The sequence below is a fragment of the Kosakonia oryzendophytica genome (assembly GCF_900094925.1).
Taxonomy (GTDB): domain Bacteria; phylum Pseudomonadota; class Gammaproteobacteria; order Enterobacterales; family Enterobacteriaceae; genus Kosakonia; species Kosakonia oryzendophytica.
Genome location: NZ_FMAY01000010.1, coordinates 102,242 through 126,334 on the forward strand (window position 1 = coordinate 102,242; position 24,093 = coordinate 126,334).

The 24,093-nt window shown below is 52.6% G+C and carries 27 protein-coding genes and 1 pseudogene; 15 read left to right on the forward strand and 13 right to left on the reverse strand.

All coding sequences use genetic code 11. The features are described 5' to 3' along the window. Positions 1-63: 63 nt before the first annotated feature. From GA0061071_RS16905 to GA0061071_RS16930, 6 genes are all read right to left on the reverse strand, one after another. A complete protein-coding gene (locus GA0061071_RS16905) occupies positions 64-666 on the reverse strand; it encodes a KpsF/GutQ family sugar-phosphate isomerase (RefSeq protein WP_061494806.1) in 603 nt (200 codons plus the stop codon). Further along, entirely contained in the window at positions 663-2,300 is a 1,638-nt protein-coding gene (locus GA0061071_RS16910) for an FGGY-family carbohydrate kinase (RefSeq protein ID WP_061494805.1), read from the reverse strand. Before GA0061071_RS16910 ends, GA0061071_RS16905 begins: the two co-directional genes overlap by 4 nt. A gap of 16 nt (positions 2,301-2,316) precedes the next feature. Next, positions 2,317-3,270, reverse strand: a complete 954-nt coding sequence (locus tag GA0061071_RS16915; protein WP_088236556.1) for an ABC transporter permease — start codon at positions 3,268-3,270, stop codon at positions 2,317-2,319. A gap of 1 nt (position 3,271) precedes the next feature. Beyond that, positions 3,272-4,261: an ABC transporter permease gene (locus GA0061071_RS16920; RefSeq protein WP_088236557.1), complete on the reverse strand. Its 990-nt coding sequence runs from the start codon at positions 4,259-4,261 to the stop codon at positions 3,272-3,274. Continuing rightward, positions 4,254-5,753: a sugar ABC transporter ATP-binding protein gene (locus GA0061071_RS16925; RefSeq protein ID WP_088236558.1), complete on the reverse strand. Its 1,500-nt coding sequence runs from the start codon at positions 5,751-5,753 to the stop codon at positions 4,254-4,256. The genes GA0061071_RS16920 and GA0061071_RS16925 overlap by 8 nt, the downstream gene beginning before the upstream one ends. 106 nt (positions 5,754-5,859) lie before the next feature. After that, entirely contained in the window at positions 5,860-6,843 is a 984-nt protein-coding gene (locus GA0061071_RS16930) for an autoinducer 2 ABC transporter substrate-binding protein (RefSeq protein ID WP_061494801.1), read from the reverse strand. Between the two features lie 457 nt (positions 6,844-7,300). Between GA0061071_RS16930 and GA0061071_RS16935 the strand changes: the two genes are divergently transcribed. Then, positions 7,301-7,696: a lysozyme inhibitor LprI family protein gene (locus tag GA0061071_RS16935; protein WP_061494800.1), complete on the forward strand. Its 396-nt coding sequence runs from the start codon at positions 7,301-7,303 to the stop codon at positions 7,694-7,696. Between the two features lies 1 nt (position 7,697). On the opposite strand, the gene rutR is transcribed toward GA0061071_RS16935, so the two are convergent. Next, positions 7,698-8,336 carry an HTH-type transcriptional regulator RutR gene (gene rutR, locus GA0061071_RS16940; protein ID WP_061494799.1) on the reverse strand — a complete coding sequence of 213 codons (639 nt, stop codon included), beginning with the start codon at positions 8,334-8,336 and terminating at the stop codon, positions 7,698-7,700. Between the two features lie 278 nt (positions 8,337-8,614). Between rutR and rutA the strand changes: the two genes are divergently transcribed. From rutA to rutF, 6 genes and pseudogenes are all read left to right on the forward strand, one after another. After that, complete coding sequence (gene rutA / locus GA0061071_RS16950) at positions 8,615-9,706, forward strand: pyrimidine utilization protein A (RefSeq protein WP_088236591.1); 1,092 nt, start codon at positions 8,615-8,617, stop codon at positions 9,704-9,706. Next, positions 9,706-10,414: pseudogene (rutB, locus tag GA0061071_RS16955) on the forward strand (pyrimidine utilization protein B); the annotation flags it as partial. The gene rutA and the pseudogene rutB, both read left to right, overlap by 1 nt. Further along, positions 10,410-10,796, forward strand: coding sequence for a pyrimidine utilization protein C (gene rutC / locus GA0061071_RS16960; protein WP_088236559.1), 387 nt, complete (start codon positions 10,410-10,412; stop codon positions 10,794-10,796). The pseudogene rutB and the gene rutC, both read left to right, overlap by 5 nt. 7 nt (positions 10,797-10,803) lie before the next feature. Beyond that, positions 10,804-11,616 (forward strand): pyrimidine utilization protein D, encoded by an 813-nt coding sequence (gene rutD / locus GA0061071_RS16965; RefSeq protein WP_088236560.1) that lies wholly within the window; start codon positions 10,804-10,806, stop codon positions 11,614-11,616. Further along, positions 11,613-12,203 carry a malonic semialdehyde reductase gene (locus GA0061071_RS16970; RefSeq protein ID WP_061494794.1) on the forward strand — a complete coding sequence of 197 codons (591 nt, stop codon included), beginning with the start codon at positions 11,613-11,615 and terminating at the stop codon, positions 12,201-12,203. Before rutD ends, GA0061071_RS16970 begins: the two co-directional genes overlap by 4 nt. A gap of 9 nt (positions 12,204-12,212) precedes the next feature. Further along, positions 12,213-12,719 (forward strand): NADH-dependent FMN reductase RutF, encoded by a 507-nt coding sequence (rutF, locus tag GA0061071_RS16975; protein WP_088236561.1) that lies wholly within the window; start codon positions 12,213-12,215, stop codon positions 12,717-12,719. Here rutF and GA0061071_RS16980 read toward each other — a convergent pair. Both GA0061071_RS16980 and GA0061071_RS16985 read right to left on the reverse strand, forming a co-directional pair. Beyond that, a complete protein-coding gene (locus GA0061071_RS16980) occupies positions 12,707-13,627 on the reverse strand; it encodes a DMT family transporter (RefSeq protein ID WP_088236562.1) in 921 nt (306 codons plus the stop codon). The two genes, rutF and GA0061071_RS16980, sit on opposite strands and share 13 nt — an antisense overlap. A gap of 132 nt (positions 13,628-13,759) precedes the next feature. Further along, entirely contained in the window at positions 13,760-13,936 is a 177-nt protein-coding gene (locus GA0061071_RS16985; protein ID WP_071889987.1) for a con-10 family general stress protein, read from the reverse strand. Positions 13,937-14,330: 394 nt separating this feature from the next. On the opposite strand from GA0061071_RS16985, the gene wrbA reads away from it, so the two are divergent. Further along, positions 14,331-14,927, forward strand: a complete 597-nt coding sequence (gene wrbA / locus GA0061071_RS16990; protein ID WP_061494790.1) for an NAD(P)H:quinone oxidoreductase — start codon at positions 14,331-14,333, stop codon at positions 14,925-14,927. A gap of 20 nt (positions 14,928-14,947) precedes the next feature. Beyond that, the gene (locus GA0061071_RS16995; RefSeq protein WP_061494789.1) at positions 14,948-15,175 is read left to right on the forward strand and encodes a YccJ family protein; all 228 of its coding nucleotides are present in this window, start codon (positions 14,948-14,950) and stop codon (positions 15,173-15,175) included. Between the two features lie 39 nt (positions 15,176-15,214). Here the strand turns inward: GA0061071_RS16995 and agp are convergent, their stop codons facing one another. Continuing rightward, on the reverse strand, positions 15,215-16,453 hold the full coding sequence (agp, locus tag GA0061071_RS17000; protein ID WP_061494788.1) for a bifunctional glucose-1-phosphatase/inositol phosphatase: 1,239 nt from the start codon (positions 16,451-16,453) through the stop codon (positions 15,215-15,217). A 153-nt stretch (positions 16,454-16,606) separates the two neighbouring features. Between agp and GA0061071_RS17005 the strand changes: the two genes are divergently transcribed. Then, positions 16,607-17,056, forward strand: a complete 450-nt coding sequence (locus tag GA0061071_RS17005) for a winged helix-turn-helix transcriptional regulator (RefSeq protein WP_061494787.1) — start codon at positions 16,607-16,609, stop codon at positions 17,054-17,056. A 127-nt stretch (positions 17,057-17,183) separates the two neighbouring features. Continuing rightward, positions 17,184-17,969: an SDR family NAD(P)-dependent oxidoreductase gene (locus tag GA0061071_RS17010; RefSeq protein ID WP_088236563.1), complete on the forward strand. Its 786-nt coding sequence runs from the start codon at positions 17,184-17,186 to the stop codon at positions 17,967-17,969. On the opposite strand, the gene GA0061071_RS17015 is transcribed toward GA0061071_RS17010, so the two are convergent. Further along, on the reverse strand, positions 17,966-18,325 hold the full coding sequence (locus GA0061071_RS17015; RefSeq protein ID WP_061494785.1) for a winged helix-turn-helix transcriptional regulator: 360 nt from the start codon (positions 18,323-18,325) through the stop codon (positions 17,966-17,968). The two genes, GA0061071_RS17010 and GA0061071_RS17015, sit on opposite strands and share 4 nt — an antisense overlap. A 100-nt stretch (positions 18,326-18,425) precedes the next feature. On the opposite strand from GA0061071_RS17015, the gene GA0061071_RS17020 reads away from it, so the two are divergent. Further along, positions 18,426-19,175: an SDR family oxidoreductase gene (locus tag GA0061071_RS17020; protein ID WP_088236564.1), complete on the forward strand. Its 750-nt coding sequence runs from the start codon at positions 18,426-18,428 to the stop codon at positions 19,173-19,175. 50 nt (positions 19,176-19,225) lie between these two features. Here the strand turns inward: GA0061071_RS17020 and GA0061071_RS17025 are convergent, their stop codons facing one another. Further along, positions 19,226-20,608, reverse strand: a complete 1,383-nt coding sequence (locus tag GA0061071_RS17025; protein ID WP_061494783.1) for a diguanylate cyclase — start codon at positions 20,606-20,608, stop codon at positions 19,226-19,228. A gap of 617 nt (positions 20,609-21,225) precedes the next feature. Between GA0061071_RS17025 and GA0061071_RS17030 the strand changes: the two genes are divergently transcribed. Next, positions 21,226-21,804, forward strand: coding sequence for a LuxR C-terminal-related transcriptional regulator (locus GA0061071_RS17030; protein WP_245191441.1), 579 nt, complete (start codon positions 21,226-21,228; stop codon positions 21,802-21,804). A gap of 186 nt (positions 21,805-21,990) precedes the next feature. Here the strand turns inward: GA0061071_RS17030 and GA0061071_RS23470 are convergent, their stop codons facing one another. Further along, positions 21,991-22,128 carry a hypothetical protein gene (locus tag GA0061071_RS23470; RefSeq protein ID WP_167352660.1) on the reverse strand — a complete coding sequence of 46 codons (138 nt, stop codon included), beginning with the start codon at positions 22,126-22,128 and terminating at the stop codon, positions 21,991-21,993. Between the two features lie 643 nt (positions 22,129-22,771). Between GA0061071_RS23470 and ecpA the strand changes: the two genes are divergently transcribed. Both ecpA and GA0061071_RS17040 read left to right on the forward strand, forming a co-directional pair. Next, entirely contained in the window at positions 22,772-23,353 is a 582-nt protein-coding gene (gene ecpA / locus GA0061071_RS17035) for a common pilus major fimbrillin subunit EcpA (RefSeq protein WP_088236592.1), read from the forward strand. A 55-nt stretch (positions 23,354-23,408) separates the two neighbouring features. Beyond that, complete coding sequence (locus GA0061071_RS17040) at positions 23,409-24,074, forward strand: EcpB family pilus assembly chaperone (RefSeq protein WP_088236566.1); 666 nt, start codon at positions 23,409-23,411, stop codon at positions 24,072-24,074. Positions 24,075-24,093: the final 19 nt, after the last annotated feature.

The window sequence follows — 24,093 nt, forward strand, 5'->3', positions numbered from 1 at the left end:
AATGCCCGATGGCGCCGTGCTTATCGGGCATAGAGATCCTGGTTCCGCCACGAAAAAAGCGCCTTATGGCGCTTTTTTACTTAATGTTAACCCGACATCCCCGCCAGGGTGCACAGACAGCAGAGTCTCCTTTGAATAGCCGCTTTCGCGCATCAGGCAGGCGCAGGCGGCGTCAAAAATCGCCAGCACCAGCACAATGGAGGTGGTCGCCAGCATATTCAGCGGATCGATTTCCCGCTGCACACCGGTCGGGATCACCAGCCGGGCGGCCTGGGCAATGGCGGAGTCCGGGTTTTCTGTCACACTGATTAACGGCACGCCTCGCGCCGCAAGGCCCGGTAGCAAGCGTGTCAGCTCATCGGAATGACCACCGCGCGACAGCATAATCATCAGATCATTGCCGTCAAGAAAGCCCAAATCACCGTGCGCCGCGTCGGTCGCATTCAGGTATATCGCCGGGCGCTCAACACACGCCAGCATGTGCGCAATTTTGCGGGCGGCAATGCCGGATGTGCCCACGCCAGTCACCGCAATCTTGCCCCGGCAACCGCGCAGTTCCGCGATCAGTGCCTCCCATAATGCATCATTAAGGCGGCTGCTCAGCGCTGCCATCTCCTCGCTGTAGATGTGCCAGGCCGCACAGGCCTGGTGCCAGCCCGCGCTCATGCGCCCTCCTGCATCAGATTGCGGTACTTCATATGATCCTGATACATCTCGTGGAACACGGTGTATTTACGATCGTAGTACTGCTTAATACGGTTCGTTTGCGGCGTCACCGTTTTGCCAATGCGGCTCATCGCCGACATCGCTTCCGGGAAGCTATCAAACACCCCCGCCGCCACGGTCCCCATCATCGCGCCGCCCAACAGCATTGCCTCGCTCTCTTCCGGCAACAGCATGGCGCAACCGGTGGCGTTGGCATGCTCCTGCACAAAGATCGGGTTTTTGGTTCCGCCACCACTGGCCATCACCGTATCGATGTTGTACCCACTCTGGTTCATGGTTTCGATAATATGCCGGGTGCCCAGCGCAATCGCCTGGATGGTGGCCAGGTAGTGCAGCGCCATATCTTCCGGCGTGCGGGACAATTTCAACCCGCTAATGACGCCCGTTAGCGTCGGATTCGCACGCGGGGAACGGTTGCCGTGGAAATAGGGCAAAATATGAATGTCGCGGGTCAGAAAAGCAATGTTCTCCGGCTCTCCCGCCATTTTACGCAGCAGCGCATTGAGCACTTCGTAAATCGTCTGCCCGTGCGTATTCGCCTGGGCGAGCAATGTTTCGTAGCACGGATGCGACTGAATGATATGATCGATCAACGCGCCCGTTGCCGACTGCCCACCTTCATTCAACCAATAATCCGGTAGCACGGCTGAGTAATACGGTCCCCATACACCGCCGATAAATCGCGGCTGCGGGGAGATAGCCATATGCCCGGTCGAGGTGCCGCCGATCAAGGCAATGCGCCTGTCGAAGTCCGCCACTTCGCCGGAAACACCGGATGCGCCCAGCGTACCCAGCGTGCCTGCGTGCGCATCAATAATCGATACGCTCACGGCTGTGCCGGGCATCAGCCCCATTTCTGTTGCCGCGCGTTGCGTCAGCCCACGCCCAAGGGGTTCACCCATGGTTTTCACGTAGCGGCCAATTTTCCCGGCGTCATGCTCCAGCAAGTCATCCAGCCCAATCTGGCGGAAGTAGCTGGTGTCCCACTTATCTTCGTGCCCCATATAGGTCCACTTACACACGGTTGAACAGAGCGAACGCGTATCGTCCCCTGTTGCCCGCCAGGTGAGAAAATCCGGAAGATCAAAGTAATAACCGGCATTGGCCCAGGTGTTCGGCATATGCTGTTTCAGCCATAGTAGCTTTGGCGTTTGCATCTCCGGCGAAATAATCCCTCCCACATAATCAAGTACCCGATGATGCGTAGCATTAATGCGGTCGGCCTGTGAAATCGCGCGGTGATCCATCCACACAATAATGTTCTGTTCACTGCGCCCGGAGGGGCTGATGGTGAGTGGCTTGCCCTCTTTGTCGAGCACCACCAGCGAACAGGTGGCATCAAAACCGAGGCCTTTAACCTGAATGGGATTGATGTCAGCCTGGTTCACCGCATCGCGCACGGCATTGCAGACCGACTGCCAGATATTGTCAGAGGATTGTTCAACAAAGTCCGCCTGCGGACGATAGATCTCAATGGCCCGGCTCGCCTGGCTGACCATCCGACCGGTCAAATCGAATATCCCTGCGCGGGCGCTGCCGGTACCAACATCTACACCAATAAAATAGCTCGCCATTGTTTTTCTCCTGACATCAGGCTTTACGATTTTGTAATGCAATAAAGAGGATCAGCACCGCGCCCCAGAGCGCCATCGTCAGATAACTGCTGATGCCCAACAAGTTAAAGCCGCTTTCCAGCATTTGTAGCACCACCAGCGCCAGCACGAGGCCAAGCACGCGCCCAAAGCCACCGTCGGGGTTAATGCCGCCCAACACGGAAGCCAGAATGGTGACCAGAAGATAAGACTCGCCGTAACCCGCTTTGGCGGAGTTGAATTTCGCCATCATCAAGATGGCCGCCACCCACCCCAGTAAGGCAGAAATAACGTAAACGGCAATCTGCACTCGCACCGTATTGACGCCGCTGTAGCGTGTGGCTTGCTCGTTAGAGCCCACCAGGTAAAGGCTGCGGCCAAGCGTCGTGTGCTCCAATAAGACCCACATCAGCAGTGCCACAAAAATAAACAGCAGCAGCGCTACCGGAATGCCCAACAGCGTGGCATTGCCCAGGTACTGGATCGCGACCGGGAAACCGGAAATGACCGTACCGTTGGAGAGTAGAATATTCAGCCCGGAGATCAGCGTCATGGTGCCAAGCGTGGCAAGGATCGGTGAGACGCCAACTCCTGCGACCAACGCCCCGTTCAGTACGCCAATCGCCACCGCGACCAGCAGCCCGGCCAATAGCGCCAGCGCAACAAACAGCGGGTTATCCGGGTGACTGACAATCACCGCCGCCATCACCAGCGAACAGGCATTGGCCCCGGCGATAATCGATAAATTGATGCCACCCGTCAGCATGGTGATCCCCATTCCCAGCGCCAGCATGCCAAGAATGGGCAGTTGCGAGCCGATAGACTGGAAGTTGGCGATACTGAAAAAGCGGCTGCCAAGCAACGCAGAAAAAACCAGTGCCACCGCAATGATGATCACACACTGCAAACGAATGATGGCATCACCAGGCAAAATTCGGACGATGGATTTCATCTTAAAGCTCCCTTGCCAGTTTGCGTTTTTCGTTCCACGCGGTGGCACTAATGCTCACCAGGATGATCGCGCCGCTAAATACCGTATGCCAGTAAGAAGAGACGCCAAGCAGGGTTAAGCCATTCTGTAAAAAGGCCAGCAGGATCACCCCGAGCAGCGTACCGGTCAGCGTGCCGCGCCCGCCGCTCATACTGGTACCGCCGAGCACGACGGCTGCCAGCACGGTGAGTTCAAAACCAAGCAATGAATTGGGCGCGACCGACTGGGTGATCTGCGCCTGCACGACCGCCGCCACGCCAGCCAGGATCCCCATATAGCCATACACGTAAAGATGCAGTTTCCAGAGATTCAAGCCAAGGCGGGAAGCCGCATCGCGGTTGCCACCCATCGCATAAATCTGACGCCCAAGCCGGGTTGTGTTCATCAACACGGCGGTAAAAATAATCACCGTGCCGAGGCACAACAGCGGCAGCGTCAGGCCATAGTCGTAGCCATCCGCAGCGGTGAACGAGAACCAGTTGATCCCGTTCATAAACCAGTCCGGGAAGCCATACAGCCAGGTGCCATTGGTGGCATAAACCAATAACCCGTAATAGACGTTAAGCGTGGCAATCGTGATGATGATGGCGGGCACGCGCAGCCACCAGACCAGCAAGCCGTTAAGTAACCCAAGCAGCAGACCCACACTCATGGATAACAGCAGCGCCAGCGCAAAATTGCCGCCGTGGGCAATAACCCAACTGGCCATCGCATACTGGGCGATGGCGGTCATGGCCGGAAACGAAATATCAATGCCACCGGAGATCAGCACCACAAACAGCCCGCAGGCCAGAATCCCGAGAATGGCATAGCTGGTGGCCACATCCGTCAGGTTACCCAACGAGAGGAATTCATCCGTTGCGCTACTCAGCCCGATAGCCAAGACCACTACCAGCAGACCAAGCCAAAATTCGTGTTGCCCGACGAGGCGAGCAAGGGCGGCATTACGCATTAACCACCTCCGCAATCTCCTGTTCTGTGCAGTGATGAGGGTTAAACTCCGCCACCAGTTCACCTTGACGCATTACCAACACGCGATGACTGTTGTAATACGCCTCGGGGATCTCATCGCAAATCATCAGCACTGCCATTCCCTGCTCCGCCAGTTGACGGGCGATCTGGTAAATTCCCTCTTTATTGGCGATATCCACCCCTACCGTCGGCGAGTCGAGAATTAAAATACGCGGTTGGGTCGCGACCCACTTGGCGATAGCAATACGCTGCGCATTGCCGCCGGAGAGCGTTTTAACCGGCAGTCGCGCATCGGAAACTTTAATATTCAGCTCGCGGATCAGGTCCGCCACCAACCGTTGCGCTTTCGCATGGTCGAGCAAACCGCTACGGGTGTGCACTTTGTCGAAAACCGTGACGAGGGTGTTGTCATAAATGGATTGCTCCATAATCAGCCCCTGCGTTAACCGATCTTCCGAGACATAGCCAATACCGTGGCGGATCGCGTCGTGGTTATTGCGCAATTTCACAGGCTCACCGTTGATTAATATTTCGCCGTCCTCCGGGCGGGTCATACCAAACAGACTCATGCACAGCTCGGTGCGCCCGGCGCCCAATAGACCGACAATCGACACAATTTCACCACTGCGCAGTGTCAGGTTGATATTGCGGTATTTGCCTTTGCGGCTCAGATGGCGCAACTCCAGCATCGGCTGCTGTTCGACCGGCGGTTTTTCCGGCAACGGACTGTAGTGAAAGCGCTGTCCCGTCATCAGATACGCCAGTTCATTGCTATCCAGCTCGCTGGCCGGCCAGGTGCCAATCAGTTTGCCGTCGCGCATCACGCTGATGCGATCGGCCACTTCCATCACTTCATCCAAGCGATGGCTGACAAAAACCACGCAAATCCCCGCCGTTTTCAGTTCGTTCACCACACGCAGCAGACCATTTACCTCCTGGCGTGTTAGCGAGGCAGTCGGCTCATCCATAATGACCAGCCGGGCATCGGCGGCAATCGCGCGACAAATCGCCACCAGTTGGCGGTCGGCGATGGAGAGTTTTTCCACTTTTTTATCCGGATCGAGGCGTACGCCAATACGCGCCATTGCCGCCTGGGCCTGCGCTCTCATCGCGCTGCGGTGCACCCAGAGATCGCCACCCGGCAGATAACGGTGGATGGCGATATTTTCCGCCACGCTGAAATTGGGGAATAACGAGAGATCCTGATAAATCACCTGAATGCCGTAATGTGCGGAAAGTTGCGGCGTCAGGTGATGAAACAGTTTGCCATCCAGCGCAATGCTGGCCCCTTTTTCCGGCTGATAAACGCCGGAGATCACTTTGATGAGGGTGCTTTTACCGCAGCCGTTTTGCCCCGCCAGGCAGTGAACTTCGCCTTTTTGTAGCGTCAGATTCACACTGTCCAGCGCCAGCACGCCGGGGAACTGCTTACTGATATTTTCAAGCGTGATAAATGCGGTAGTGTCTGTCATCGACGATACCTCTGCCAGCGCCCGGGGAGGACGCCATGGTTAAACCTACTGCGAAAAGAGCCGGCCTGGCGGCCGGGCTCCGATTCCCTGATGTGGCCTGAAAAACTCAGAAACCAAGTGATTGCGCGTTATCTTTCGTGACTTCGAGGATTTTGTTAAAGCGGATGACCTTTTTCTCATTATCCACATCGGCTTTACCCAGCCCGTCAATGGTCAGATCGGAGGTCACTTCTTTGCCCTTCAGCAGTTGGTCGGCAACCGTCACCAGTGCGAACCCGGCGTCACGAGGATCCCACAGCAGCGCTTTTTTGATATCGCCGCGCATCAGATACGGTGCCGCCTGGCCTGGCATGGCAATCCCTACCACCGCCAGTTTGTCTTTTGCCCGTTTTTTCTGCACCGCCTGCCCGGCACCAATCGGCCCAAGCGAACCGAAACCAATCACCCCTTTCATTTGCGGGTAGGTTTTCATCAGATCGAGTGTGGTGGCGTAGGATTTGTCGATGCTTTCCGCCACCGGCAGACGCGAGGTGACTTCAAACATGTCCGGGTATTTCTCTTTTTGATATTTGATGGCGTAATCGGCCCACGCGTTGTGCAGCGGCACGGTCAGCGAACCTACGTAGATGGCATACCCGCCTTTACCGCCCATCTCTTTCGCCAGCTCATCGACGTTGGCTTGCGCATATTTTTCGCTGTCGATGGTTTCAATATCCCACTGGCCTATTTGCTGATCCGGCGATTCGTGCGTCAGTACAACAATGCCTTTATCACGGGCTTTTTTCAGTACCGGTTCCAGTACTTTGGCATCGTTCGGCACCACGATAATGGCGTTGACGTTTTTGGCGATCAGATCTTCAATCACTTTCACCTGTTGCGCCGGATCCGGTGTGGAGGGCCCGGTCTGGTAAGCATGGACGTCCAGTTTTTTTGCCGCGTCATTGACGCCGGTTTCCATACGATTGAACCAGGGAATGCCGGTGACTTTCGCCACCACGGCGATTTCGTACTTTTCCGCGGCAACAGACTGGCCAGACACCATGCATGCAGAAATGAGGGCTGCGCTGAGTAATGCGAGTTTGAATTTCATAGTTGTACCTTTCTTGAGGACAGAGGAAAGTCGCGGAAAGGAGGTTAGCAACGAATGGAAGAGGCAAAATAACGGCAATAGTCAAAATGTGACCAACGCCCAAAAATGTTTATTTTTGGTAAAATTATAGTTAATTTTAAGTTAAAAATGACAATCATTCTGCCTCAAAGCCCAAAAGGAATGTTAAATAACCATCAAAAAATAACAATTGATTATCATTTTCTTATCATTTATTGCCATCTGGCTATAATCGCTTGTCCAATATATCCTCCTGCAGTGCAGGTAAATTTCTCATTTTGAGAACTGAAACGAGAAAGGTATATGGGCAGGGAAGGCACCAGGGCAATCGACTACGCAACAGAATGCGGCAATCACACGATAATGGTCATTCGGGTGACATTGGTGAGGGGCTATGCTAAGAAACGGCTGTAGTGAAATCGATAACAAGGGGAAGTTGATGAAACGTAGCATGCTGGCGCTGACGGCGCTGTTGCTAAGCAGTGCGGCATTAGCCGACGAGTGTGATAACGCCTCCACGCAATCCGAGCTGAACAGCTGTACCGCCAGTCAGTATCAGGCCGCGGATAAAAAACTGAATCAGACTTATCAGGACGCCCTCAAGCGCGCGACCCCACCGCAGGCAGCGCTGCTAAAAAAAGCACAGCAGACCTGGGTTAGCCTGCGCGACAGTGATTGCGCGTTTGTCAGTTCCGGCGTAGATGGCGGCAGCGTGCAGCCCATGGTGCAAAACCAGTGTCTGGCGGATAAAACCTCTGAGCGTGAGGCCTGGCTTGCTTCGCTGTTGCAGTGTGAAGAAGGCGACGTAAGCTGCCCACTACCGCCCGCACATTAATTTAACGCACGCGGATCCCTTCAATAATCATCCGCTGCACATTGTCGACGGTGCGCTGAAAGAATGCCGGATCCTGTAATGTCGCACCGGTCACGGCCTCTACCTGAATGGCGAAATCCGCGTAATGCTGCGTGGCGGCCCAAATCATAAAGATCAGATGATGCGGATCGACAGCCGCGAGTTCGCCGTTGTCGATCCAGCCCGCAATAATCGCCGATTTCTCCTCTACCAGCGTTTTCAGACTGCCGGTCAGTTCTGCTTTCAACAGCGGTGCGCCCTGAAGCATCTCCTGACAAAACAACCGGGAAGCCTGCGGGTGATCCCGCGACACTTCCAGCTTAAGCCGGATGTACTCTTTGATCGCCACCAGTGGGGTAAAATCGCTGCGGAACGCTTTCAGCGGCGCCAGCCAGATATCCAGAATCTGGCGCAACACAGCAATATAGAGCGCCTCTTTTGAGGGGTAGTAATAGAGTAAATTGGTTTTCGACACCCCGGCCAGCTCCGCCACCTGCTCAAGACGCGCGCCGTGGAAACCCAGCCGGGAAAAGGCGTCCAGCGCGGCGGTTAAAATCGCCTGTCGCTTCTCACTGACTGCCCGGGTGCGCTTATCCGCACGCTTCACCGTACCCTGTGCCATATCTGTTCTCCTTTATGTTGGATGCAGCATAACAAATGGAACCCGTCGGCTCGACCCCGTGCACTCTGATTGCGCACAAACGCCTGCTTTTTGTGCACCGTTTTTGACCATTTAGTCCACTTTTTACCAACCCATTTCGCCAACTTTTAATTAACACATTAATAACAATGGCTTTTTCATGTTGGCATCCGCTTTGCAACTCATTGATAGCGAGGCTGAAAGGACAATGCAGGATGCAGCGCCACGCCAGACATTCACCTGACAATGCGAGGTATGTGATGAAAATTGGTGTTTTCGTTCCGATTGGCAACAATGGCTGGCTGATTTCGACCCATGCGCCACAGTACAAACCGACCTTTGAACTGAATAAAGCGATTGTGCAGAAAGCCGAACACTATCACTTCGATTTTGCGCTCTCGATGATCAAGCTGCGCGGCTTCGGCGGTAAAACCGAATTCTGGGATCACAACCTGGAGTCCTTCACCCTGATGGCCGGGCTGGCCGCGGTGACCTCCCGCATCCAGATTTACGCCACCGCCGCCACCCTGACGCTGCCGCCAGCGATTGTGGCGCGGATGGCATCGACGATCGATTCCATCGCTAACGGCCGTTTCGGCGTGAACCTGGTCACCGGCTGGCAGAAGCCGGAGTATGAGCAGATGGGGCTGTGGCCGGGGGATGAGTACTTCGCCCGTCGTTACGACTATCTGACGGAGTACGTACAGGTGCTGCGCGATCTCTGGGGCACCGGGAAGAGTGATTTCAAAGGTGAATTTTTCACCATGAATGACTGCCGCGTCAGCCCGCAGCCCACCAGCCCGATGAAGGTGATCTGCGCCGGACAGAGCGACGCCGGTATGGCGTTCTCAGCAAAATATGCAGACTACAACTTCTGCTTCGGCAAAGGGGTCAACACGCCAACGGCCTTTGCGCCCACCGCTAAACGGATGCAGGAGGCCGCCAATGAAACGGGACGCAACGTAGGCTCTTATGTGCTGTTTATGGTGATCGCCGATGAAACAGACGACGCCGCACGGGCAAAATGGGAACACTACAAAGCCGGGGCAGATGACGAAGCGCTGGCCTGGCTGACCGAGCAGAGCCAGAAAGACACCCGATCCGGCGCAGATACCAACGTGCGTCAGATGGCGGATCCCATCTCTGCCGTCAATATCAACATGGGGACGCTGGTCGGTTCGTATGCCACCGTTGCCCGTCTGCTGGATGACGTCGCCACCGTCCCTGGCACTGATGGCGTGCTGCTGACGTTTGATGATTTTCTGCAAGGCGTGGAAACCTTTGGCGAGCGCATTCAGCCATTGATGCAGTGCCGTCGCCATATTCCCGCCCCCACGCGTGAGGTGGCCTGATGATTACACTGAACGCCCGACCTGAATCCCTCACCTTCGCTCCTGAGCGCAGCGCGCTGATTGTGGTGGATATGCAAAACGCCTATACCAGTCCGGGGGGGTACCTCGATCTGGCGGGTTTCGATGTCTCTGCCACCCAACCGGTGGTCGACAATATTAATATTGCCGTCGCCGCCGCCCGCGCAGCAGGAATGTTAATTATCTGGTTTCAGAACGGCTGGGACAGCGACTACGTTGAAGCGGGCGGCCCTGGTTCGCCGAACTACCACAAGTCCAACGCATTAAAAACCATGCGTCAGCGCCCGGAGTTACAAGGAACATTGCTGGCGAAAGGTAGTTGGGACTATGCCCTTGTGGATGCATTGCAACCGCAGCCGGGCGATATCGTCCTGCCCAAACCGCGCTACAGCGGCTTTTTTAATACACCACTCGATAGCATTCTGCGCAGCCGCGGTATTCGTCATTTGGTGTTTACCGGCATCGCCACCAATGTCTGCGTCGAGTCGACGCTGCGCGATGGTTTCTTCCTCGAATATTTCGGCATTGTTCTGGAAGACGCCACCCATCAGGCCGGCCCGCCGTTCGCCCAACAGGCCGCGCTGTTCAACATTGAAACCTTCTTTGGCTGGGTCAGCGACGTGCAGACCTTCTGCACTGCCCTGTCGCCACAGAAACTCGTCAATATCGCTTAAGGAGAGACATTATGCCAAAACAGGTCATTATTCCGCCGGGTACCACTACCCCGATTGCGCCCTTTGTCCCCGGCACGCTGGCCGACGGTGTCGTGTATGTCTCCGGCACGCTGCCCTTCGATAAGCAAAATAACGTGGTCTATGTCGGCGACCCAAAGGCGCAAACGCGCCACGTGCTGGAAACGATCAGGAGTGTGATCGAAACGGCGGGTGGCACGATGGAGGACGTGACGTTCAACAGTATCTTTATCACCGACTGGACAAACTACGCCGCGATTAATGAAGTCTATGCCGAGTTTTTCCCCGGCGATAAACCGGCCCGTTTCTGCATCCAGTGCGGCCTGGTGAAGCCAGAGGCGCTGGTGGAAATCGCCACCGTCGCGCATATCAGTAAGTGAGGCATGCATGAAGCTGACCCTGAGTGCGGCGCCCTTTGCCGACGCGCCGGTCGTGGTGCTGAGCGCCGGCCTTGGCGGGGCGGGCAGCTACTGGCTGGCGCAACTTGCCGCCCTTGAGGCGCATTACCAGGTGGTGCGTTACGATCAACGCGGCACCGGTAACAACCCGGACACGCTACCGGATGGTTACCGTATGCAGGATATGGCTGCGGAACTGCATCAGGCGTTAGGCGAAGCCGGTATTCACCGTTATTGCGTGGCAGGCCACGCCTTGGGTGCGCTTATCGGCCTGCAACTGGCCCTCGATCACCCGGACGCCGTCAGTGGGTTGGTGCTGGTGAATGGCTGGCTAACGCTTAACGATCACACCCGGCGCTGTTTTCAGGTGCGCGAACGCCTGTTGCAGGCGGGGGGTGCAGAAGCCTGGGTCCAGGCGCAGCCACTGTTTCTTTACCCGGCTGACTGGATGGCGGCACACGCCCCGCGAATGGAAGCCGAAGACGCACTGGCGGTGGCGCATTTTCAGGGGGAAACCAATCTGCTGCGCCGACTCAACGCCCTGAAAGCAGCAGACTTCAGCGCCCACGCCATGGCGATCCAGTGCCCGACACTGATCATTTGCTCGCGGGATGACCTGCTGGTGCCCTGGACCTGCTCCCGCGACATGCAGCAGGCCATCCCCGGTAGCCAGTTGAGGGTGATGGAGCGTGGTGCGCATGCCTGCAATATCAGTGAAAGCACCACCTTCAATACCTTATTACTCAGTGGGCTGGCGTCGATGCTGCCCACCCCGACACCGTTTTTAAAGGAGAATGTATGAGTGAGGCCGTCACCCCAGCCGCGCTGGACACATTGTTTACTCAGGCTCGTACTCACAATGGCTGGCGGGATCGCCCGGTGAGCGACGAGACGCTGCATGAAATTTATGATCTGCTGAAAATGGGACCGACCTCCGCCAACTGCAGCCCCGCGCGCTTTGTGTTTATCCGCACCCCGGAAGGCAAAGAGAAACTGCGTCCGGCGCTCTCCAGCGGGAATCTCGAAAAAACCCTTAGCGCCCCGGTTACCGCCATCGTCGCCTGGGACAGCGAATTTTATGAACAGCTTCCTATGCTCTTTCCCCATGGTGATGCGCGCAGCTGGTTTACATCCAGCGCAAGTCTGGCGGAAGAGACTGCCTTTCGTAATAGCTCGATGCAGGCGGCATACCTGATTTTCGCCTGTCGGGCGCTGGGTCTGGACACCGGGCCGATGTCGGGGTTCGATCGCGGAAAAGTCGATGCCGCTTTCTTTGCCGGTACGCCACTGCGCAGCAATTTACTGGTCAATATCGGCTATGGCGATGCCAGCAAGCTGTTTCCCCGCCTGCCGCGGCTGCCCTTCGCTGACGCCTGTCAGCTTGTCTGAGGTGTGACTATGAGCATCGATACCCAATCATTTCGCGACGCCATGGCCTGTGTTGGCGCCGCCGTGAATATCATTACAACCGATGGGCCTGCCGGGCGCGCCGGCTTTACCGCCAGCGCCGTATGCAGTGTGACCGATTCACCGCCAACGCTACTGGTGTGCCTGAATCGCAATGCCTCAGTATGGCCCGTGTTTCGCGAGAACCAGACATTGTGTGTTAACACATTGGCGGCGGGACAAGAGGCATTATCGAATCTGTTTGGCGGGAAAACCGCAATGGCGGAGCGCTTCGCCGCGGCTGAATGGCAGCCAGGCGAAACGGGCTGCCCGCGATTGTTGGGCGCGCTGGCGTCTTTCGATTGCCTTATTAGCCAGGTCACCAGCGTGGGTACGCACGATATCCTGTTTTGCCAGATAGTGGACATTGCGCGCCAACCGGTACCGGAAGGACTGGTATGGTTTGACCGGCGCTACCATGCGCTGGTACGCCCGGCCTGTCTGGATCAGGGCTCCTGATTCAGACGTTTTTCAGGCGCTGGCAACGGCGCTTTTTTCTTTTTCAGCTTCAGTTCGCTCACCAGCACGCCCAGCACAATCAACGCGCCACCCAATAACGCCAGTAACGGTAAACGCTCCCCCGCGAGGCGACCAAACACCCCCGCCCATACTGGCTCGCCGGTATAAATCACCGTGGCCCGGGTGGGCGAAACGCTACGCTGGGCCCAGTTCATGACCACCTGGATAATGGCGCTGAAAATCCCTAAGCCTAACGCCACCAGCACCAGGCCTGGTGAGAGCGGCGGCACGGACTCCCCTGACGGGAACATCGCGCAAAATGAAACAACAGACGCAGTCAGCAGTTGCACCACCGTTACCCGGCGAACATCGACTTTTCCGGCCCAGGCGCTGATGAGAATGATTTCGGCGGCGATCGCCAGTGCGCTGGCAAGCGTGATGAGTTCCCCTTTCCCGAGTGCCAGCAGATTGCCTTCCGGCCCGGCCAACAGCAGCAAACCAGTAAACGCCAGCACGATGCCCATGCAGGACATCAGCCCAGGCATACGCCCGAGACAGAGCCATTGCAGCAAGGGCACCAGCGGTACATACATGGCGGTAATAAACGCAGATTTACTGCTGGGGATGGATTGCAGTCCCCAGGTTTGCAGACTGTAGCCCAGAGCAATGGAGACGCCAATCATCACGCCCGCTTTCACCTCCCGCCAGGTGATGTTACGCAATATCGTCAGCGACAAAAGCGCAACCGCCAGCGCCGCAGTGGCAAAGCGCAGCCCCACAAAGAAGAACGGGCCGCTCATGGTCACCGCATACTGCACCGCGAGAAATGTGCCGCCCCAGAACATGGTGATCAAGATCAACAGTGCTTCCTGAGGCTTAATGGAAAAAGCGTAACGGGAAGAAGACATATAGCGACCCATAAAAGGAGAAACGTCGTAGTGTGCGGTGGGTCGGGGGACGACGCAAGGATAAAAAAAACCGCCGGGTCTCCCCGGCGGCGGGCATGGTCGACAACGGGTCAGCGTTGCCTGCCATCATCGTTAGCTGCTACTGCGGCTACCGTGACTGTTTTTGCCCCCTTTTTTTCCTGCTTCTGAGGCGCGCTGAGGGTCATTTTTAAAATTGCCCCCGCTTTGCTGACCACCTTTACGACCTGCTGCTGATGCTCTTTCACGGTCTTCAGCGAAATTACCTGAACCACCACGATGGTTTGCCATGTCTCACCTCCAGATAAGTGAAATATCAGACATCATACTGCATTCAGTAAAAGAGGATTCTTTCACCTCACGACGTTAAGGCAGAGCCTTTATCTGCGCCGCGTGCAACTAAGCTTAGTGGAATACGGCGATCCAGCCAGCATTCGGTAATATCCTGCAACAGGTTCCCTGCCGATTGGCTGATATTACCCAAGCGAAACCGATAAGCCCCTCTTAAGTCTTTAAAAAAAGACACCTGCGAAAATGTGTCCAATTGCAACAGGCAATGCTTTTTAACTAATTTGTTATTTATCAAAGAAATGGTGCTCTTACTTGCACTCTGCCTGTCACAGCATACGCTTAAAAGAACGCAGCGATATGCTGCCTGCTAACGTCAAACCGAGGAGTGACAGAAATGGCTAAAGTGTTGGTACTTTACTACTCCATGTATGGACACATTGAAACGATGGCGCATGCAATAGCTGAAGGGGCGCAAAAAGTGGATGGCGCAGAGGTCGTCATCAAGCGCGTGCCGGAAACCATGTCGGCGGAAGTCTTTCTGAAGGCCGGGGGGAAAACGCAAAACGCCCCGGTCGCGACACCACAGGAACTGGCGGATTATGACGCCATTATTTTTGGTACGCCCACCCGCTTTGGCAATATGTCGGGGCAGATGCGAACATTCCTGGATCAGACCGGCGGTCTGTGGGCCTCTGGCGCGTTATATGGCAAGCTGGCGAGCGTCTTTAGCTCCACCGGCACCGGAGGCGGACAGGAACATACAATCTCCTCAACATGGACTACCCTTGCACATCATGGGATGGTGATTGTTCCCATCGGCTACGCCGCACAGGAACTGTTCGATGTTTCACAGGTTCGCGGCGGTACGCCTTACGGCGCGACAACCATTGCCGGTGGCGACGGGTCGCGTCAGCCAAGTGCCGAAGAGCTGGCGATTGCCCGTTATCAGGGTGAGTATGTTGCTGGTCTGGCAGTAAAACTGAACGGCTAACCTTCTACAGGAGGACACAGATGCCAACTCAAGAAGCGAAAGCTCATCGCGTAGGTGAATGGGCCAGTTTACGTAACACGTCGCCAGAAATCGCCGAAGCGATTTTTGAGATCGCCGGGTACGATGAAGTGCTGGCGGAAAAAATTTGGGAGGAAGGCAGCGATGAAGTCTTGCTGCGCGCCTTCGAAAAGACAGATAAAGACGCGCTCTTCTGGGGAGAACAAACGATAGAGCGTCAGAACGTCTAGCTGTTGGCTCCCCCGCGCAATCACGGGGGAGCGTTTTCCTTACTTCGCTGCTTCACGCATCAGCGTATTGAATTTATCGATGGGGCAGAAACCATTGGCATCGACCGGACAACCTTTTAATGCCAGCGTCACGCGCTGTGGTGGAGCCTTGAGCGTCAGCGCTTGCGTATTCCGTAACTGTTCACTGCTCTGATAGACGTATTCAATTTTCATCAGATCGCGATTCGCAGTGGTGTCATGCCAGCGCTGGAAGACGATTTTGCCGCCAATCGGCGTGCGCTCATACTGGTCATGAAGCTGATAAGGTTTGAACTCAAGCGCTGTCAGCAATGACGCAATGTTAGAATCATGTCCCACCAGCACCGTGACTTTCGGTGCGTTGCCCGCCTCTTCCACCAAAGCGTTGTCGAGGTATTTCACCAGCGGCTTCGCCACATTGCGCGCCACTTGCTGCGAGGTAAACAGCGTGTCCTGATAGCTGTTTTTCAGCTTCGACAATACCCGCCACTGTTGTTCTGTTTTGATTTCACCCCACGCCACCTGATCCAGAGGGAAACCTTCGTAGTATTGCAAGGTAAAGGCATCAACCAATGAATTCCCCACTTTCAGCGGCCCGGATACCCCCGGTTCCTGCTGGTATTTGGCGCTGAATGTATCTTTCCCGTCCGCGAGTGAACATTGCTGCTTCTCTTTACAGGCGGGAGACTCACGGTAGCGGGTGATTTTCTCCAACAACGCATAGCTTTCCCCCAGCGCATACTGCTTACGCTGCGCCTCCATTGCACTTACCGCTTGCTGGCTAAAAGCATCAGACTCATCTGTAATAACCGGGTTGAACAGGGGATCCATGGTGCCCATCTTATCCTGATGATGAACCGGCACATCGCAGCCCGGAAAAGCACCGCTGATAAAGAACTGAGCGGTCGCGACCGTACGTTGCAGGCTGTTCGCCCGCACATAAACACTGTTCGACGCCGGACACTCGTCGGAACTCACCAGCTTTTGCTCCGCCAGCCATTCGCGCATGTAATGCCCCATATAGACTTCCAGTACCCCACCTTTGGTGGTGAGCTGACCGCCAGGGACATCCCATTCAGGCCAGGCGTTTGGTGTGGATTGCTCCAGCACGCTGCCATTGTTTGCCAGCGGCGCACGCAGATTGTGTCGGCTCATGATCAACACTTGCTGTAACTGGTAGCTCTGCGGCGTGGTTTGCGCTATCACGCCAGGTGTTGCCATAGCAGCGGCGATCGCCGTGAGCCAGAGTACGGTTTTCATCCTGTTTTCCTCTTTTCTCAGCCTGAAAATAAAAGTGTGACACATTTATGACGACAAACCGGGACGCATTTCACGGAGTGTGTTCTGGCGCAAAAAGCGATGTTTTCCTGCCATGGGTAGTTTTATAATTAAACCACTAACCGGAGGAACACCATGAAACGCACCCGCCTTGAAGAGACCTTCTGCCCTGTCGCCCGCTCGCTGGATATTATTGGCGACTGGTGGTCGCTGTTGATTGTACGCGACGCGCTAAGTGGCATTAAACGCTTCGGCGAGTTTCAAAAAAGCCTTGGCATCGCCAAAAATATGCTGACCGCACGACTTAAACTGCTGGTGGATGAAGAGATCCTGCGTATGCAACCGGCCTCTGATGGCAGTGCATGGCAGGAGTACGTGCTGACGGATAAAGGCCGTTCCCTGCAAACCGTGCTGGTGGCGCTCTCACAATGGGGGAACGAATGGCTGTTTGCGCAGGGCGAACCTGCCAGCGTGCTGGTGGATAATCAGTCACGCCGACCGTTACAGAAACTGGCGCTACGTGCAGAAGATGGGCGTGAACTGCAACCTGAAGAGGTGACATTGCGTATTGCCCGCCCGCAGTAATTCAACACGTTACTCTTTTCTTTCCCAATAGCGCATTTTTTGCCCTCTATTTGGTTGCATAATAAAACCAAATGCCGCATGCTGAATATAGTTTCATTATAAAACCACTTTGTGAGAGGAAACGAACATGACCACTACCGCACTTATCACTGGCGCATCTTCTGGCATTGGCGCTGTTTATGCAGACCGTCTTGCTGCCCGAGGCTACAACCTGCTGCTGGTCGCTCGCCGCGAAGACCGACTGAACTCACTGGCCGCGGATCTACAACAACGTTACGGTATCGAGGCCCGGACCATGGTAGCCGACCTTAGCCAGCCTGAGGGTATTCAGCGCGTTGAAACGGTACTCCAGGAAGATGCGTCAATTGCGGTGCTGGTTAACAATGCCGGAGCAGCAGCGCTCTCACCATTCCTCAGCAGCACGGCACAACAACATGAAGCCATCAATACACTGAATACGACCGCACTGATGCGCCTGACGCTGGCGGTGTTGCCCCGCTTTGTTGAGAACAATCGTGGGACCCTAATCAATATTGCGTCAGTAGTAGCATTCCATGCCCGTGCAGGCAGCGCCGTGTACAGTGCAACCAAAGCCTGGGTGCTGAATTTCACCCGCGGTTTACAGGAAGAGTTCGCCGACAGCAACATTCGCATTCAGGCAGTACTGCCTGCGGCAACAGCCACAGAAATTTGGGGCCATTCCGGTATTACGCTGGATGCTTTGCCGGAAGGTTCGGTGATGACCACGGAAGATTTAGTGGATGCCGCACTGGCGGGGCTGGATCTTGGTGAACCCGTGACCATACCGCCTGTAGAAAATGTGCAGTTATGGGAGGAGTGGGAAGCGGCTCGACTGGCGCTATTCAGCGCTGCACGCAATGGTAAACCAGCGTCCCGCTACACCCACCGTTAACGTTTTAACGCGCCGCCGTGACTGCGCATCCACTCCGCCAGCGGATCCAGTGCGCTTCGCAAGGTTGATCCCAGCGGCGTAATGCAATATTCCACGCGCGGCGGCACTTCCGCATAGACCTGACGCGACACCAGCCCGCGCTGTTCAAACAAACGTAGCTGGCGCGTCAGCTCTTTTTGCGTAATCGGGGACACTGCCCGTTGCAGATCGCTAAAACGCACCGGCGTGTTCAGGACAATCAAGCGATAAAGGATCGGGATCGCCCATTTTCCCGAAATCAGGCTGACAAAATCCGTCATCGGACAGGGTTCTGTCGCATTATTTTTTTCCGGCCCCCCTACCGCTGGTTCCGCCATAGCGCACCTCCCGCCTCTTTAGTATCCATTTGGTACCTTGTATTCAAAAGATACTAACGACTTTATAGTGCCTTCTCAAGTCAAAGATGAGGAGGAAAAAATGGGCCGTTTAGCAGGTAAATATGCGTTGATCACGGGTGGAACCACCGGCATTGGACTGGCCACGGCGCAGACATTTATTGCCGAGGGGGCGCAAGTTGCGATCACCGGGCGCAACCCAACTACGTTGGCGCAGGCACAGGCGATGTTAGGGCCAGACGCGTGGGTGATTGCCTCCGATGCCGGGCGAACCGATGAGCAGCGCCAGCTTGCCACAGCGCTCGCCACACGCTGGCCTCGAGTGGACGTGGTGTATATTAATGCCGGGGATGTCTCCCACGGTTTGCTTGAGGAGTGGCGTGAAGAAAACTGGGATCAATTGATGGATACCAATCTGAAAGGCCCTTATTTTCTGATCCAGGCACTATTGCCGTTGCTGCATAATCCGTCATCGGTGATTCTGTGCGGCTCTGTCAGCGCACGCATCGGGCTGCCAGCCAGCAGCGTGTACGCGGCGAGCAAAGCCGCATTACTTTCACTTGCCAGAACGCTCTCAGGGGAACTGTTATCACGTGGTGTGCGCGTTAACGGGCTGAGCCCGGGCCCGGTGGAAACGCCGGCGATGAATAAACTTGGGTTAAGCGGCCCGGCGCAACAGGCGCTGCAAAGCGATATTAACGCGTTGGTGCCGCTCGGCAGACTGGGCACACCAACAGAGCTGGCGAAAGCCGCGCTTTTCCTGGCATCCGATGAGTCCAGCTATGTGGTCGGGACCGAGCTGTTAGTGGATGGCGGCACAGGTAGTCTGTAGTTGCAAAAGGAGCCGCCACGCGCGGCTCGTTGAAAAAACGGAGACAATACTTAGGGTGCAGCTTTCCACAACTCAACACAATTCCGTCCCCTTTTTTTGGCAATGTACAGGGCTTCGTCCGCAGCCTGGATCAACCGCTCATAGTCAGGATGTCCGCTGAACATCGCCGCGCCAATAGATAACGAAAGTGCAATATTCTCGCCAGTGGGCGACTTGATATTTGTTTTCTCCACGCGTGTGCGGATACGTTCAGCAATACGCAGAGTGTCAACTTCGGATGCTTCAGTTAATACAATGACAAACTCATCGCCGCCATAGCGGAAAACATAATCACAACTCCGAACGTTATCATAAAAGGCATTTGATACTTTGCGCAGGATTTCATCACCCACAATATGCCCCCATGTGTCATTAATCTGTTTGAATTTATCCACATCAATAATTAGCACCGACAACGGTGAGCCAGCGCGATTGGCTTGCGAAATCTCCCGTTTGAAAATAGTGGGCAAAAATCGACGGTTCAGTAACTTCGTTAAGACATCCATACCGACTTCATGACGAGACACTTCATCAAATAACTCCCGCAACAATGAATTAATTTGCGCAAGCGTATTCCTTATTTGCATCAAAAACTTAATTCGCATAGGTTTGTTGCGAAGCGCTTTTGGTGTCATACCAATATTACGAAACAGTTCATCAAGATCCTGTAATAGCCTTGAAATATGCCCAACTTCGGCGATACCGCTAAAATAATGGCGTCCCTTGTGATTAAACCAAAGTCCAAAATCCGACTGGCTTAGTGGCAGGCTATTACCTAAGTCAGAATCCAACAACACTTTGTAAATCATATCCATTTCCCACGCCAGCAACGCCGCGATCTGACGCTCCTTCTCCTCTTCAGCATTCTCCAGCAGAGAGAATATGCGGTAGTTTTCATCCTCTTTTGCGGAACTACTTTCAGTAAATGAAAACGCCCGTGACATAATCTCCATCGCCAGATCAATACTGTTGATAGAATAATGATAGAGTTCCAGCTTTTCTTGTGCGCTGCATGACGAGGCAATAATAAACGGATAGAGCAGTTTTTTGAGTACGCGAAATCCCATCTCAACAAGTTCAACCGGAATACCAATGCGCGCATGGATCTCGGCAACATGTTGTTGAACCTGTATCTGACGATCGATATCCTCTACCTGGCACGACAAAACCTCAACGATCCACAATTCGAGGGCATGCTTGAGTTGTTTTTCTACCTGCTCGTTTGACAGAAACTCCTCGGCGTGCGCGTCGGCAAGGACGATGCGATAGAAGGCAATACTCAGTTCGTGCGCATGAGCTTTGGCCAGTTCTGCAGCCATGCGGCGTATATGGAAGTCTGTCTGACCGAGTAAATCCTCCCACTCACCTTTCATTGTTTTAATATAAGTCTCCATCATTCAAACCTCTACAGTAAAAATACCTCTGGTTTGGGCTAGCGTCTGAACATGGACTGTCGATAGCAGTCAGCATGTAAAACGATGCCAGCGATAGCGAACGTTTTCCGTGGCTCACTGGCAGGTCAAATAAAAATCTATCAATAAGAGGCTACGCAGGTTTAAAAGTCAAAAAGTAAACATAACACAGAATTAAAAACCAAATCTTGAGTGAGCATCTCTATGCATGAATGAAGTATAGACCTTATAAAATAGACGTAGCAGAAACAGCATAAACGAAAGTCATTAACAGACCTGTTATTCGTTTTGGGGTTTACACATATGTTATCGCTGCGCTTTTGCGTGTGTTAGTCACTTACCTTAAATGTTAAGCCGGTATGCATATAAGGTGTTTAAGATCGGTGATGACGAAAAGATAAAGTGTTTCATTGACTGATGATCAACACAAAACATGTCAATTAACGTGTGGTAGAAATAACCATTGTTTTTGTAGCATTTGCATGTTTTGCCTACGCATTTAAGATAATTTAATTTCAGAGTTGCCCGTCGAACACCTTACAATTACATACTCCATTACATAAAATCACACAGCCAGGGAAGACATGAATATTTATATAATGAGCAGTAACATTTATTTGCGGTATGGAGTTGTTGCATTGGCAAAATTAAAAGGGTGGAAAACAATTGCATATGATCTGAACAATTTTCACGTAGAAGAATTAACCTGTGATGATATGGTAATTCTCCATGTCGATGTCAAAAATAGTTATTACGCGAGAGCGATATCGTCAATAAATAAAAAAAGCAAATTGTTAGTATTATTGGAAGGCACGAGGGATATAGTGATCGGCGATGCCGATAATGTTATAAAATCAAGAGAGTCATTATCCAGCATCATTGAAGCCATTAATTTCACAATCAAAAAAGAGAAAAAATACAGAACAACCAGTAGTATGCTTAGTGACATCGAAAACATCATTCTGAATGAGTCACTAAAAGGAAGCAGCATTAACTTAATTGCTAATGCCTTAAACTTGTCACCCAAAAAAGTGTACGCTTATCGCACCAGAGCATGTAAAAAACTTGGCGGAAAGAAAATTAATGATCTTCTTCTTATCCGGGAAAAACTCCTTGAAGATTCCTGCCCCCGACTTCCGTCGCGCTCCAAAGCTGAACAACCGGGTTGTAATTTATAACTTACCGTCCGCAATCATTCTACCTCCGCCTGTTACATATTACAGTACAAACGGAGGCATTAACCTGACTGATATGAGACTGTTCACTAATCGAGGCGGGAAAGCACATTGCGCCTTGCCATTTGATGACTATCATACCTTCTACAAGGAATAACAAAAACGAGGCGAAGCTACAAAACATATAAGTTAAATAATTTTTATTAAGGATTTTGAATTAGAGATAAAGCCAGTTCCTTTCAATAAACCATACCGCTTTACGTTTTCAATCACATCCTGCTTAATAAATAAAACCCATTGTCCAATGTCATGCGTTTCATTTTTCACGTAACTCTCCCTCTGACCACCCACTCCGCAGATATCTGCCACAAATTTGTTGGCAATACGATGGACAGTTCTTATTTTGCGCTCTTCCCTATTCCTTTCTCCATGCAGGCGCAAGCTCTTCCCAATCTAAAATTATCAATATTTTTCTTATAATTTTCTATTTTCACTGAAATATTTAATTACACACCGGGTAAAAACCATCTCTATAGCTCTTAAAAAAACACATCATCTATCCTGTCACACAACATAAATGTTAGCTAAAAGTTAAAAAAAGGCATAACTAGCTGATTGTTTCGGACTTTTTAATTAACACACATGTAATGTAACTTATTTTATTTCGTCATTATATTTTTTTACTAACCGGAAAGGACGACCACTGCTAATCTTAATCATGCAAATAAATGGTCCGAAAAAGGATTAATGTCTTATTTGTCGATAGACATTTTCGCAATATGAATATGTAAATACCAATACTAATTCTGAGCAATCATGGGCCCAGGAGTTAATACATAATCACCGTATCTATATACATACGATCTTAACAGGCGGGAACAACAGAATGCTCAACCTTGCAAAACACCCATGGTTGTCCACATGGGATTTCGCCAATATAAATTGCCCTTCAACATGGTGGTTAATTAATATGAAAAAGACTGCATTTATTTTTGCACTGATGGCGACATTTACAACCGGAAGTGTTCAGGCCGGAGTTACGGCTCAGGCCGTTGCGACCTGGTCCGCAACAGCAAAAAAAGATACATCAAGCAAACTGATCGTAACACCTCTAGGCAGCTTATCCTTCCAATATGCTCAAGGCATCGGTGGTTTTGGTTCACAGAAAGGTTTATTTGACGTCGCGTTGGAAGGTGAGCCTCAAACAACAGCATTTAAACTCACCTCGAGACTACTTGCAAATACGCTAACACAACTCAACGGTTCAGGCTCCACACTCGATGTCGGCGTAAGTTATTTGGGAACAACTTTATCTAAAAGTAGCGATACTGTGATGATTGATACAGCTAACGGTATCCTTGGCGGGAATTTAAGTCCTCTGGGTAATGGTTACAATACCCCAGGCCGCACAGCAGCGCAGGATAGCTTCACATTCTCAATTATTAACGGCACAGTAGATGGTTCCACACAAGCCTCTGATTTCAGCCAACTTCCTGAGGGAATCTGGAGTGGTGACGTCAGTGTTCAATTCGATACAACCTGGACCAGCTGATTGTTTTATCTAAAGCAGGAGCGGTGAACCGCCCTGCTTATTTAATGGTATGCCAATGGAAAAGACTATTTTGTTAGTATGGAGTCTTCTAATCAGTACGTTCCCCGTATCAGCGCTTGATGTTGGTGATATCTCATCATTCATGCATAGTAACGATTCGATGATAAGTAAAGAGATTAAAAACACTACCACTTCAGGGCGATTCATTAATATCCATGTAGATAGAATAACCTCACCGCTTGATAATGGGGAAACCATTCCAATGGATAGCAAAAATGAACTTTTATTTACTCCCGGCAGTTTATTATTACCTGCAAAGAGCAATGAAATCATCCGTTTTTATTACAATGGCCCTGAAGATAACAGAGAAAGGTATTACCGAATAACATGGCTTGATCAAGCACTAAGTGAGGGACAAAGAAATAACTCATCACGGAATGCTATCGCAACAGTATCTGCCCGTATCAGTACAATTTTGGTCGTAGCGCCACGCAAAGTGAAATATGACTATCAGTACACACCGGGTAAAATATTAAATACAGGTAACGCCACACTCCGACTCATTGCATATGGCCCATGCCTAACACAACAAAGCCGCGAATGTAAGGAAAACTACTTCCTGATGCCCGGAAAATCACGAATATTCACACATGTTGATGTATTAAATCCCAACGGACACATTGCTCTTTGGCAAGCCGAGCACTTTATTCCCATAAAATAATTATTTTATCGTGGAGTCA

Coding starts and splice junctions, on each gene's coding strand:
- GA0061071_RS17010 (WP_088236563.1), top strand. CDS start 17,184: ATGACCACTACCGCACTTATCACTGGCGCATCTTCTGGCATTGGCGCT.
- GA0061071_RS17015 (WP_061494785.1), bottom strand. CDS start 18,325: ATGGCGGAACCAGCGGTAGGGGGGCCGGAAAAAAATAATGCGACAGAA.
- GA0061071_RS16995 (WP_061494789.1), top strand. CDS start 14,948: ATGCCAACTCAAGAAGCGAAAGCTCATCGCGTAGGTGAATGGGCCAGT.
- GA0061071_RS16985 (WP_071889987.1), bottom strand. CDS start 13,936: ATGGCAAACCATCGTGGTGGTTCAGGTAATTTCGCTGAAGACCGTGAA.
- ecpA (WP_088236592.1), top strand. CDS start 22,772: ATGAAAAAGACTGCATTTATTTTTGCACTGATGGCGACATTTACAACC.
- GA0061071_RS17040 (WP_088236566.1), top strand. CDS start 23,409: ATGGAAAAGACTATTTTGTTAGTATGGAGTCTTCTAATCAGTACGTTC.
- GA0061071_RS16970 (WP_061494794.1), top strand. CDS start 11,613: ATGAGTGAGGCCGTCACCCCAGCCGCGCTGGACACATTGTTTACTCAG.
- GA0061071_RS16935 (WP_061494800.1), top strand. CDS start 7,301: ATGAAACGTAGCATGCTGGCGCTGACGGCGCTGTTGCTAAGCAGTGCG.
- GA0061071_RS16915 (WP_088236556.1), bottom strand. CDS start 3,270: ATGAAATCCATCGTCCGAATTTTGCCTGGTGATGCCATCATTCGTTTG.
- GA0061071_RS16910 (WP_061494805.1), bottom strand. CDS start 2,300: ATGGCGAGCTATTTTATTGGTGTAGATGTTGGTACCGGCAGCGCCCGC.
- GA0061071_RS17020 (WP_088236564.1), top strand. CDS start 18,426: ATGGGCCGTTTAGCAGGTAAATATGCGTTGATCACGGGTGGAACCACC.
- rutD (WP_088236560.1), top strand. CDS start 10,804: ATGAAGCTGACCCTGAGTGCGGCGCCCTTTGCCGACGCGCCGGTCGTG.
- agp (WP_061494788.1), bottom strand. CDS start 16,453: ATGAAAACCGTACTCTGGCTCACGGCGATCGCCGCTGCTATGGCAACA.
- rutF (WP_088236561.1), top strand. CDS start 12,213: ATGAGCATCGATACCCAATCATTTCGCGACGCCATGGCCTGTGTTGGC.
- GA0061071_RS17005 (WP_061494787.1), top strand. CDS start 16,607: ATGAAACGCACCCGCCTTGAAGAGACCTTCTGCCCTGTCGCCCGCTCG.
- GA0061071_RS16980 (WP_088236562.1), bottom strand. CDS start 13,627: ATGTCTTCTTCCCGTTACGCTTTTTCCATTAAGCCTCAGGAAGCACTG.
- rutC (WP_088236559.1), top strand. CDS start 10,410: ATGCCAAAACAGGTCATTATTCCGCCGGGTACCACTACCCCGATTGCG.
- rutR (WP_061494799.1), bottom strand. CDS start 8,336: ATGGCACAGGGTACGGTGAAGCGTGCGGATAAGCGCACCCGGGCAGTC.
- GA0061071_RS16930 (WP_061494801.1), bottom strand. CDS start 6,843: ATGAAATTCAAACTCGCATTACTCAGCGCAGCCCTCATTTCTGCATGC.
- GA0061071_RS16920 (WP_088236557.1), bottom strand. CDS start 4,261: ATGCGTAATGCCGCCCTTGCTCGCCTCGTCGGGCAACACGAATTTTGG.
- GA0061071_RS17030 (WP_245191441.1), top strand. CDS start 21,226: ATGAGCAGTAACATTTATTTGCGGTATGGAGTTGTTGCATTGGCAAAA.
- GA0061071_RS16925 (WP_088236558.1), bottom strand. CDS start 5,753: ATGACAGACACTACCGCATTTATCACGCTTGAAAATATCAGTAAGCAG.
- GA0061071_RS17025 (WP_061494783.1), bottom strand. CDS start 20,608: ATGGAGACTTATATTAAAACAATGAAAGGTGAGTGGGAGGATTTACTC.
- rutA (WP_088236591.1), top strand. CDS start 8,615: ATGAAAATTGGTGTTTTCGTTCCGATTGGCAACAATGGCTGGCTGATT.
- wrbA (WP_061494790.1), top strand. CDS start 14,331: ATGGCTAAAGTGTTGGTACTTTACTACTCCATGTATGGACACATTGAA.
- GA0061071_RS16905 (WP_061494806.1), bottom strand. CDS start 666: ATGAGCGCGGGCTGGCACCAGGCCTGTGCGGCCTGGCACATCTACAGC.